The following is an 11,621-nucleotide window of genomic DNA, read 5'->3' as shown; positions in this document are numbered from 1 at the left end:
AAATGTAAGAAGTAGTTTTTGTCTCATTAGATATTGTTTAATTTGTATTTTAAGGTAGCAAAATAACAAAAAGTTAAATGCTATTCCAAATGGAGTCGTTGGGCAGGGGTGCGGTAATTTCCAAATGTTCTTTAGAAACCGGATGGGTGAAAATTAATTTTCGGGCATGTAAATGTATTCCGCCGTCGGGGTTGCTGCGGTCGAAACCATATTTTAAATCTCCTTTAATAGGACACCCGATAGCAGAAAGCTGACTACGAATCTGGTGATGCCTTCCGGTATGAAGGTTGATTTCCAAAGCATAATAATTATCCAGTTTCTTAATAATTTTATAATCCAAACTGGCTTTTTTGCTCTCGGGAACTTCTTTGGTATGCGCTTTTGAAGTATTGTTTTTGGGATTTCTTTTCAGGAAATGAACAAGAAGATCTTCTGTTTTTGGCGGTTGGTTTTTCACAACGGCCCAATAGGTTTTCTGGGTTTCACGCTTGCTGAACATCTCATTGAGTCGCGCCAAAGCTTTGGAAGTTCTGGCAAAAACCACAATTCCGGTTGTTGGTCGGTCCAATCGATGTACCACGCCTAAAAAAACCTCACCGGGTTTATTGTATTTTTCTTTAATGTATTCTTTGACAACATCGGATAACGGTTTGTCACCGGTTTTATCACCTTGGACAATATCGCCGACACGTTTGTTGACAACGATAATATGATTGTCTTCGTGAAGGATTTGAAGATTGTCTTTTGTGGAAACTATTTTTTCAGACACGGAATTACTGCTTACTGATTACTGAAAACTGCCGACTAATATTGCTCATTGGCATTGGGAAAATCAGTAGATTTTACATCATCTACATATTGGCCGATGGCTTTTGTCATGTCTTCGTAAAGGTTCATGTATCGTCTAAGGAAACGCGGACTGAATTCATGTGTCATTCCAATCATATCATGTAAAACCAAAACCTGTCCGTCTACACCGCCTCCGGCACCAATTCCAATAACCGGAATAGAGATGCTTTCAGCTACTTTTTGAGCCAAAGCTGCAGGGATTTTTTCCAAAACCAAAGCAAAACAACCAATTTTCTCAAGCATTTTAGCGTCTTCGATAAGTTTTTCGGCTTCAGTTTCTTCTTTGGCACGAACAGTATAGGTTCCGAATTTATAAATGGATTGCGGAGTTAATCCCAAATGTCCCATCACCGGAATTCCGGCATGAAGAATCTTTTTGATACTTTCTTTAATTTCTTTTCCTCCTTCCAGTTTCACGGCATGGCCACCACTTTCTTTCATGATTCGGATGGAAGAGCGTAATGCTTCTCTAGGATCCGATTGATAACTTCCAAAAGGTAAATCCACCACAACCAACGCTCTTTCTGCTGCTCTGACTACAGAAGAAGCATGGTAAATCATCTGATCTAAAGTGATTGGAAGCGTAGTTTCATGTCCTGCCATCACATTACTGGCCGAATCACCAACCAAAATTACGTCCACACCGGCACTGTCAACGATTTTTGCCATGGTGTAATCGTATGCCGTCAGCATGGAAATTTTCTCACCATTGGCTTTCATTTCGATTAATGATCTTGTGGTAATTCTTTTGTAATCTTTTTTGGCTACAGACATAAATTTTAAAGTTAGAAGTTAGAAATTAGTGTCAGAAGTTCGGATTAAACTTTTAACAAGCGTTTTTTCTTCTTTATCAGAATGTAAAATTACTACAATTTCCAGAATGACGTAACATTAATGAGATAAATGCTACTTATTTACAGATAAAAACCAAAATTATGAAAAAGCTGATTTTATTAATTGCCTTTTGTTTTTCATTCGTAGGAAATGCTCAGAAAACTGAAGTAGAAAATACAATTAAGACATTTTTTGAAGGATTTCATGCTAAAGACACCTTGAAAATAAAATCGGTCTGTCATGAAAAGATGCTGTTACAGTCAATTATAGAAGGGCAGAAGGGAACCCGATTGGAAGATGAAAAATCGTCCGAGTTCTACAAATCTGTTGCAACTTTTCCTTCCGATATGAAATTTGAAGAAAAGATTTTAAGTTACAACATTCAGATTGACGGCAAAATGGCGCATGCCTGGACACCATATGAATTTTACCTTAACGGAAAACTGAGCCATTCGGGAGTAAATGCGTTTACGCTTTATAAAGAAAATGATACCTGGAAAATCATTTATCTTATTGATACAAGAAGAAAAAGCAGTAAATAAGAATCTTTATAAAATCTTTATACATAGCCGATTTTATCTTATAAAATACTTACAACTTATGATTTAACTTTGTAGTGTAATTAAGTCATAAGAAATTGAAAACTTTAATTCAACATATTAGAACCAAAAACCAATACCTATTAAGTATAGCTTCTGTAAGTATAGTTTCAGTTTTGTTCTTGTTTACAAGAGAGTACCTGGATTATAACGTGATTGGTTATTTATTGCTGGTTTTGGTTTCACTACTGGCAATATTCCTGGACATTTACGCCGTACTTTTGGCGGCCATTTTGAGCGCTCTGGCAATGGACTTCCTGTTCATGAAGCCCTATTACACCTTACATGTGGAAACAGCTAAGGATGGATTGTTATTATTCCTGTTTTTTATTATTGCGATGATTAATGCGGTGCTGACCTTTAAAGTCAGAAAAGCGAATCAGTTGGCACATGCCAAAGAAGCAAAACTCCAAACGATGAAACTGTATAATACTTTATTGGATTCATTGTCGCATGAATTGAGAACCCCGATTTCAACTATAATGGGAGCTGTCGGAATTCTGCAGGAAAAACCAGAGCAATTATCTGAAGAAAACAGTACGAAATTATTATCCGAAATGGAAAAAGCTTCCCTTCGTTTAAATCATCAGGTTGAAAATTTATTGAATATGTCCCGACTGGAAACCGGTTATATTCAGCCAAAAATGGATTGGTGTGATTTGAAGGAACTGGTTTATAAGGTTTTGGATGATTTGAAGGAAGAATTGGTACATCACAGGATAAAAGTGAAAATTCCGGATTACCTTCCGTTGTTTAAACTGGATTACGGGTTGACAGAACAAGTCGTTTACAATCTCGTTTACAATGCTTCTCAGTATACGCCTCAGGGAGCGTTAATCGAAATAGGTGTTGACTATATTCCGGATGTTAATTTTGAATATGAAGAAGGAAAAGTGATGACCTGTAAAATAACAATCAGCGATGATGGAAACGGTTTCCCGGAAGATGAAATTCACAAAGTATTTGATAAGTTTTATCGTCTTCAGCATTCGAAAACAGGAGGAACCGGTTTGGGGCTGTCAATTGTGAAAGGTTTTGTGGAAGCCCAGAATGGTGAAGTTTTCCTCAAAAATAAAGAAGACGAAAACGGAGCCATTTTTACCGTTGCTTTTCCGGCAGTCGTTATGCAGACAAATTCGATATGCAATGATGAATAGTCCAACCATATTAGTTATTGATGACGAAAGTCAAATCAGAAAACTATTGGAAATCACACTCGATTCCAATGGGTATAAAACCGTGTTTGCATCAAATGCGAAAGAAGGAATACTGATGACCGCGAACCATCCGCCTGATTTGATTGTACTGGATCTAGGATTACCTGATGACGACGGTCAGAACGTATTGGTTCAGTTGCGGGAATGGTTTGTAAACCCGATTATAATTTTATCGGTTAAAAGCGCCGAAAGCGAAATCGTAAAAGCACTGGATAACGGAGCCAACGACTACCTGACAAAACCTTTTCGGACTCAGGAGTTGCTCGCAAGAATAAGGGCGGCTCTTCGAAATCAGAGTGTGGTTACTCCGGAACCAATTGTAACCATAGATGCCATTCAGATTGATTTTTCAGCAAGAATCGTAAAAGTCAACAACGAAATAATAAAACTTACAGCAACTGAGTATACTCTGTTATCTCTTCTAGTTAAAAATGAAGGGCGCGTACTCACACATCAGCATATTTTAAAAGAGGTATGGGGGCCAAGTTATATAGATCAGACTCAATATCTGCGGGTTTTTATCGCACAATTAAGAAAGAAAATCGAAAGCGATCCTAACCGTCCCAAATACATTCTTACCGAATCGGGGATAGGCTATCGCTTTAACATCAGCTAACAAACTTATTTATAAAATCATTGTAAGGATTATGGAATTCAATTTCATAGTCAGCTCTTCTATTGCCTCAACTTTTCAGAAACAAATCAATATAAATACTTAAAAATCAAAAATTTAATTAAAATGAGCACTCAAACAGTAAATAAAGTCACTGCAGCATCCTTGCTTGTCGCACTTGGGATTATTTATGGTGATATCGGAACCAGTCCGTTGTATGTGATGAAATCGATAATAGGGAATCGTCCAATATCGGAACTCTTGGTATATGGTGGAATTTCATGCGTTTTTTGGACATTAACCTTTCAGACTACGTTCAAATACATTTTCCTGACGCTTTCTGCAGATAATAACGGAGAAGGAGGCGTATTTTCTTTATATGCTCTGGTTAAGAGGTTCGGAAAAGGAAAGCTGGTAATTCCAACCATTCTTGGAGCAACAACATTACTTGCAGATGGAATAATTACTCCTCCCATTTCGGTAGCTTCTGCGGTGGAAGGCCTCGATGTTATCATACCGGATATCCCGACCATCCCTATAGTTATTGTCATTCTCTCGGCGCTGTTTTTCTTTCAGCGTTTCGGTACACAAAAAGTGGGAAGTTTGTTCGGGCCGGCAATGGTGGTTTGGTTTTCAATGCTTTTCGTATTGGGAATTTCTCAAATCATTCATCACCCGGAAATTATAAAGGCTTTAAACCCGATTTACGCCTATGAACTTTTAGTGGAATACCCACACGGATTCTGGTTGCTTGGTGCCGTATTTCTTTGTACAACAGGTGCAGAGGCTTTGTACTCAGATTTGGGACATTGCGGAAGAAAGAACATCAGAATCACGTGGGGATTTGTAAAAATATCGTTATTGGTGAATTATTTAGGTCAGGCTTCCTGGTTAATGACGCAAGGAAATCCTTCACTAAGCAGCAGAAATCCTTTCTACGCCATTATGCCAGAATGGTTTTTAATTTTCGGGATTATTATTGCCACAGCGGCAGCCATTATTGCTTCCCAGGCTTTAATAAGTGGTTCGTATACGCTTATCAATGAAGCAATTTCACTGAATTTCTGGCCAAGAGTTGCTTTAAAAAATCCAACCGATCTGAAAGGACAGATTTATATTCCGTCCATCAATGCCATTTTGTGGACGGGCTGTATTATGATGATTCTCTATTTTAAAAATTCGGCCCACATGGAAGCGGCTTACGGGTTTTCCATTACGATTGCCATGCTGATGACTACGTTTTTGTTGTCTTATTATCTGATTTACATTAAAAAAATGAAAATAGGTTGGGTGGCGCTATTACTTTTAATTTTCTCGACCATTGAAATTTCATTTTTTGTAGCCAATGTGGTAAAAATCAAAGAACGTTGGATGTTTTTGTTCTTTGAGCTCTTTATTTTTATGGTGATGTATGTGTGGTATTATTCCAGAAGACTTAATAATAAATTTTTGAAATTTGTCAATTTGGTCGAACAGACACCGATGCTGAAAGAATTAAGTGAAGACGATTCAATTCCTAAATATTCGACACATCTTATTTATTTGTCAAAAGCGGATCGTACTTATGAGATTGAGGAGAAGGTGATGAAATCCATTTTTGCCAAAAAACCGAAACGAGCCGATGTGTATTGGTTTTTGCACATCAACAGAACCAATGAACCGTTTACGCTGAATTATGAAGTGGTGGAAATTTTAGACGATAAAGTCATCAAAGTGATTTTGAATGTAGGTTTCCGAGTGCAGCCGAAAGTAGAATTGTATTTTAAAAGAATCGTTCAGGAACTTGTGCAGAGAAAAGAACTGAGCCTGCATATCCGTCCTGATGGTTCTACTAAATACAATGCCGAACCGGATTTCAAATTTGTGATTATTGAAAAGTTTCTTTCGGTTGAAAACGAGTTTTCGATTAAAAATGATTGGTTATTAACGTCTTATTTTATATTGAAAAGATTGTCCATTTCCGATGAAAAAGCGTTTGGGTTGGACAGAAGCGATGTCGCAATTGAAAAAGTCCCTATGGTTTATCATCCGGTTTCCAATATTGCTTTGGAACGAAAATCAAGTTAAATTAGCTAAATGAAAAACAATAAAGATAAGGTGGTTTTCACACGGTTGCTTTTGATGAGCGGATTCCTTGTTTCAGCACAGGATACTATTCCTTCTTCAAAAGTGAAGATTGACTTTTCAGGATATATAGAAACATTTTACACGTATGATTTCAACCGGCCTGAAAGTGTGAGACGACAGGATTTCCTCTATAACCATAACAGACATAATGAGTTTAACATAAACATGGCTTTGCTTAGAAGTGCTGTTTCTTACGAGAATTTTTATGCTAAAATTGCGATTCAGGCCGGAACTTATGTGCAGGACAATTATGTAAATGAAGACTTAAAGATTATCAACGAAGCTAATATCGGTGCTTATCTGGATAAGAATCAGAAAACGAGTATTGAAGCCGGAATTTTCACTTCACATATCGGATTTGAAACGGCTGCCTCTGCAAGTAACCTGAACCTGACACGTTCCCTTTTGGCAGAAGGCTCTCCGTATTTTTTAACCGGTGTAAAAGTGAATTATAAACCAAATGAAAAGTGGGCATTCACAGGGATGCTGAATAACGGATGGCAGCGAATCAATAAGCCTAATCGAAATGCACTGCCCGCTTTCAGTAGTCAGATTGTCTATAAATCAACTCCAAAAAGCACATTGAACTGGAGTACGTTTGTTGGAGACGAGCCAATAGGCGATAACCTGCGAACCCGTTATTTTAGTAATCTTTATTGGGATTATCAGTGGAATGCTAAATGGCGTACAATTGCAGGGTTCGATTATGGATTGCAAAAACGAATTGACGGAGAAGATTATGCGAATTGGTATAGTCCGATTGTCATTATGCAATACGGCATTTCAGATAAATGGCAGATTGCTTATCGTTCAGAATATTATCAGGATAAGGAGAATATTGTGATCCCGTCTACTTACGGAAGTTTTAAAACCATCGGAAATTCATTGAATTTGGATTTTCTTCCCAATACTAAAGTAAAGATAAGGGGCGAGGCTAGATGGTTGCATTCTGACACCGAGAATTTTAAAACACAAAGCGGTTATTCAAAGGACAATGTATTTATTACCACAGCAATGTCGTTTGAATTCTAATAAAAAAGGAAGCTATTAAGCTTCCTTTATTTTTTAACAATCGGACATGTTTACGGCTACTGCCAAACCACCTTCCGAGGTTTCTTTATATTTATTATTCATGTCTTTTGCAGTTTGCCACATGGTGTCAACCACTTTGTCTAAAGGCACTTTTGCGTTTTTAGGATCGGTTTCCATGGCTAATTCTGCTGCGTTGATGGCTTTTATGGCTCCCATGGTATTTCTTTCGATACACGGAATCTGAACCAAACCGCCAATAGGATCACAGGTTAAACCTAAATGGTGTTCCATTGCGATTTCTGCGGCAACTAAAACCTGTTCCGGTGTTCCGCCCATTACTTCACATAAAGCTCCGGCAGCCATAGCTGATGATACTCCGATTTCAGCCTGACAACCGCCCATAGCTGCAGAAATGGTCGCACCTTTTTTAAAGATACTTCCGATTTCGCCGGCAACCATCAGGAATTGTTTGATATGTTCTTCGTTAGCTTCGTGGTTTTCAATTACCAAGTAATACATTAATACGGCAGGGATAACTCCGGCACTTCCGTTGGTAGGAGCTGTTACAACTCGGCCCAAAGAAGCATTCACTTCATTAACTGCCAAGGCAAAGCAGCTTACCCATTTTAAGATCTGACGGAATTTCACTTCGGTCATTCTTATGGTTTCCAGCCAGGATTGCGGGTTGTCGTACGGTAAAACACCAATGAGGTTTTTGTGCATGTCATAAGCGCGACGGCGTACATTCAATCCGCCCGGTAAAGTACCTTCGGTATGACAACCGATGTAAATGCATTCCAGCATGGTGTTCCAGATGCGCATTAACTCATGACTGATTTCTTCTTCGGAACGCATCGACTTTTCGTTCTCCAATACAATTTCGGAAATCTTTTTGCCTTCTTTTTGGCAATATTTCAGTAATTCGTCCGCCTTTTCAATCGGAAAAGGGAAACTGCGCATTATTTTGGTATTTTCTTTTGAACTATTACTGTCTTCTTTTACCACAAATCCGCCACCAATAGAGTAGAAGGTAGAGGCGTATTCATCATTATCCGTATAAACAGTAAATGTCAGTCCGTTAGCGTGAAACGGCAGGAAGTTTTTATTGAAAACGATATCTTTTTCAAAGTCGAATGGAATAATTATTTCGTTTCCGAGGAAAATTTCCTTTTTGTTTTTTATGGCTGTTATGATCACATCGATGCTTTCCACCGGGATATATTCAGGATCTGCACCGCTCAAACCTAACATCACAGCTAAATCAGTAGCGTGACCTTTTCCTGTCAGCGAAAGCGAACCGTATAAATCTACTTTAATGCGATTGATGTTGTCAATAAGATTGCGCTCACGGATTTCGGCTAAAAACTGTTCGGCAGCACGCCAAGGGCCTAAAGTGTGCGAACTCGAAGGTCCTACACCAATTTTAAGCATGTCGAAAACGGAAATACATTCCATAATTTATTCTGATTTTATTCTGATAATCGTTTGTTTAAGACAAAGATAATTCGATAATTTCATAGTTCATAACGTTTTACTTTTTTATAACAATTAACGTCGGACCTCATGTTTTAAAACAGTATTTACGGACACAAATCAAGAGGTGATTTAATCCTGTACTATTATTTTTGAGCTGCCAAAATATTCTTTTTGTGCTTCCACTGCCCAATCGTCATTGCCTCTGAAATCCCTGAAATCATAACAATAAGTCTTCAGATTTTCATCAATTTTTCTGATGTTGACAATTTTGTTTTTGGAGTTTTTTAAAACCAATTCGCGTTTTGTTATTTCTTTTTTAAGTACTGTTCCTTTGTTGAAATTGTAAGCGATAAAACAGAATGCTGTAAAATAAACGGCATAAACTATAATGTTTGAAGACTGGCTTTCTTTGGTATTGGAAGAAATCAATGTCAAATTGGAAATGAATTTGAATATAAACAGAAACAAAAAAAACATGAAATAAATGGCTGTTCTTGGTGAAACCACTTCAGGCATTGTGATAAACGGCAAGATAGTACTCAAAGCAACTAACAGGTATTTATAGGTATCGACAAAAGTGATAAGTTGTTCTTTGGTTTTCGGAATAAAAATAATGTTTTGAATGGTAGCCGAAACCTTGTTACCGCTTTGATACACATAGACAAATCCGGCAGAAAACACCAAAAGCATTAGAAAGAAAGACAGTTTCAGATAGGTTGCCAATGCAAAGAGGAAATTTTTAATGATTATCCATAATGTAACACCTTCAATTGCAGCGTTATTGTTTATTTCCTTAATCCTCAAAAAATTACCAGGGGCAGCACTTAAAAAAATAGTTCCGCTAATAATTATAAGAAGTAATAAAGCGTTGAATCGTATGTTGCTTTTTTCCTTTCGGAGGAAATCATACAGGATTGTCAGTAGTAAAAGCGTCATAAAACCAATAGTTAGATTCTGAGTTGTCAGACCGATAAGTATTGTGAAAAGCAAAAATCCGATTTTACTTCCAAGAAGATTGGTTTTCTGAATGCTATAAAACAAAAACAGCCAAATAGCTCCCAACAGTAAATTGAATGAGTAAACCCCTCCGGTTGCCCAATAAATCGTCTGTCCGATATGTGTGTAGGAACCCAACCAAAAGGTAATCGCAATAAGAAGGGAGAGATGGATTTTGGCAGATCCGATAAATTTGTTTTTTGTTTCTTCTTTAATGATGAAAAATAAAATGATTCCGCTTAACAGAAAGCAGCCATTCCATAACAGTGTTATCATTTCTACCGGTAACATCTCCAAAAAAGCTCCCTGCAAAAAGGCTGCCGGTGTCAGATAACGACCATCCCAGGTGTAATAACCTTGTATGCATCTTTTAAATATGCCAAATTCGTTGATCTCATTCAATATCGCATAATCGTCAGCCCAATAGAAAGTATTGAAGTTTAAGGCTAAAATCATACTGATAATCAGTAAACCAATCAGGGTCGGAAAAATGGTTCCTAAATTTTTGGGAGTCATTAATTTGTATTGAATTAAATGCCAAATATAGTTTTTTAAAGAATATTTCTGTTCAGATAAATGTTGTTTAGTGTCATCCTGTCAGTTTTTTAAAATTGTTTTATTAAGAAATATGACATTTTATATGTTTTTTCTTCTTGGCACAATCATTGTCATTTTGCATCTCGAGTTTCAAACTTTGAATTAAAATTAAACTATTATAAAAATGAGTAAGATTATTGGAATCGACTTAGGAACAACTAACTCCTGCGTATCCGTAATGGAAGGTGGAGAGCCGGTTGTAATTGCTAATGCCGAAGGAAAAAGAACAACACCGTCTGTAATTGCATTTGTGGAAGGTGGCGAAATTAAAGTGGGTGATCCTGCGAAAAGACAAGCAGTAACGAATCCAACAAAAACTATCGCTTCTATCAAACGTTTTATGGGTAACAAATACACTGAAAGCGCTAAAGAAGCATCTACTGTAGCTTACAAAGTTGTTAAAGGAGATAATGACACACCACGTGTTGATATCGACGGAAGACTTTACACGCCACAGGAATTATCAGCAATGGTACTTCAGAAAATGAAAAAAACAGCTGAAGACTATTTAGGAACTACAGTTTCTGAAGCGGTTATCACTGTACCTGCTTACTTTAATGATGCTCAGCGTCAGGCTACAAAAGAAGCTGGTGAAATCGCTGGTTTAAAAGTACGCAGAATCATCAACGAACCAACAGCTGCTGCGTTAGCTTACGGTTTGGATAAATTAGGTCACGATCACAAAATCGCAGTATACGATTTAGGTGGAGGTACTTTCGATATTTCTATCCTTGAATTAGGAGACGGAGTTTTCGAAGTATTGTCTACAAACGGAGATACTCATTTGGGTGGTGACGATTTCGACCAGGTAATCATCGATTGGTTAGCTAACGATTTCAACGCAGCTGAAGGTGTAGATTTACGTAAAGACCCAATGGCTTTACAGCGTTTGAAAGAAGCTGCTGAAAAAGCTAAAATCGAGTTGTCATCTTCTGCACAAACAGAAATCAACCTGCCCTATGTTACGGCTACGGCAACAGGACCAAAACACTTGGTTCAAACATTAACGCGTGCTAAATTCGAGCAATTGGCCGATACTTTAGTAAAACGTTCTATGGATCCTGTTGCTAAAGCGTTAAAAGATGCAGGTTTATCAACATCAGATATCGACGAAGTAATCTTAGTGGGTGGATCAACACGTATCCCTGTAATTCAGGAGCAGGTTGAGAAATTCTTTGGTAAAAAACCATCAAAAGGAGTTAATCCGGATGAGGTAGTTGCGATTGGAGCTGCTATTCAGGGTGGTGTATTGACCGGAGACGTGAAAGACGTATTGTTACT

Annotated in this window: 10 protein-coding genes; 6 read left to right on the top strand and 4 right to left on the bottom strand. The window is 37.6% G+C overall.

The features are described 5' to 3' along the window. Positions 1 to 73: 73 nt before the first annotated feature. Together VLB74_RS08860 and panB are read right to left on the bottom strand one after the other, a co-directional pair. The gene (locus VLB74_RS08860) at positions 74 to 769 is read right to left on the bottom strand and encodes an RluA family pseudouridine synthase (protein WP_325203098.1); all 696 of its coding nucleotides are present in this window, start codon (positions 767 to 769) and stop codon (positions 74 to 76) included. Between the two features lie 35 nt (positions 770 to 804). Continuing rightward, entirely contained in the window at positions 805 to 1,623 is an 819-nt protein-coding gene (gene panB / locus VLB74_RS08855) for a 3-methyl-2-oxobutanoate hydroxymethyltransferase (protein ID WP_325203097.1), read from the bottom strand. Between the two features lie 161 nt (positions 1,624 to 1,784). On the opposite strand from panB, the gene VLB74_RS08850 reads away from it, so the two are divergent. The 5 genes from VLB74_RS08850 (at position 1,785) to VLB74_RS08830 (ending at position 7,271) form a co-directional block, all read left to right on the top strand. After that, positions 1,785 to 2,225: a nuclear transport factor 2 family protein gene (locus VLB74_RS08850; protein ID WP_325203096.1), complete on the top strand. Its 441-nt coding sequence runs from the start codon at positions 1,785 to 1,787 to the stop codon at positions 2,223 to 2,225. 95 nt (positions 2,226 to 2,320) lie between these two features. After that, positions 2,321 to 3,439, top strand: a complete 1,119-nt coding sequence (locus tag VLB74_RS08845) for an ATP-binding protein (protein ID WP_325203095.1) — start codon at positions 2,321 to 2,323, stop codon at positions 3,437 to 3,439. After that, positions 3,429 to 4,115, top strand: a complete 687-nt coding sequence (locus VLB74_RS08840; protein ID WP_325203094.1) for a response regulator — start codon at positions 3,429 to 3,431, stop codon at positions 4,113 to 4,115. The genes VLB74_RS08845 and VLB74_RS08840 overlap by 11 nt, the downstream gene beginning before the upstream one ends. A gap of 123 nt (positions 4,116 to 4,238) precedes the next feature. Continuing rightward, positions 4,239 to 6,179 (top strand): KUP/HAK/KT family potassium transporter, encoded by a 1,941-nt coding sequence (locus VLB74_RS08835; RefSeq protein ID WP_325203093.1) that lies wholly within the window; start codon positions 4,239 to 4,241, stop codon positions 6,177 to 6,179. A 9-nt stretch (positions 6,180 to 6,188) separates the two neighbouring features. Beyond that, complete coding sequence (locus VLB74_RS08830) at positions 6,189 to 7,271, top strand: porin (RefSeq protein ID WP_325203092.1); 1,083 nt, start codon at positions 6,189 to 6,191, stop codon at positions 7,269 to 7,271. Between the two features lie 33 nt (positions 7,272 to 7,304). Here the strand turns inward: VLB74_RS08830 and VLB74_RS08825 are convergent, their stop codons facing one another. Both VLB74_RS08825 and VLB74_RS08820 read right to left on the bottom strand, forming a co-directional pair. Next, entirely contained in the window at positions 7,305 to 8,726 is a 1,422-nt protein-coding gene (locus VLB74_RS08825; RefSeq protein WP_325203091.1) for an L-serine ammonia-lyase, read from the bottom strand. Positions 8,727 to 8,876: 150 nt separating this feature from the next. After that, entirely contained in the window at positions 8,877 to 10,259 is a 1,383-nt protein-coding gene (locus VLB74_RS08820) for a DUF6056 family protein (protein ID WP_325203090.1), read from the bottom strand. Between the two features lie 205 nt (positions 10,260 to 10,464). On the opposite strand from VLB74_RS08820, the gene dnaK reads away from it, so the two are divergent. Further along, on the top strand, positions 10,465 to 11,621 hold a 1,157-nt coding region (gene dnaK, locus VLB74_RS08815), incomplete at its 3' end, for a molecular chaperone DnaK (RefSeq protein ID WP_325203089.1).

The sequence above is a fragment of the Flavobacterium sp. genome (assembly GCF_035456225.1).
GTDB lineage: Bacteria > Bacteroidota > Bacteroidia > Flavobacteriales > Flavobacteriaceae > Flavobacterium.
This window is presented reverse-complemented; position numbering and strand designations above follow the sequence as displayed.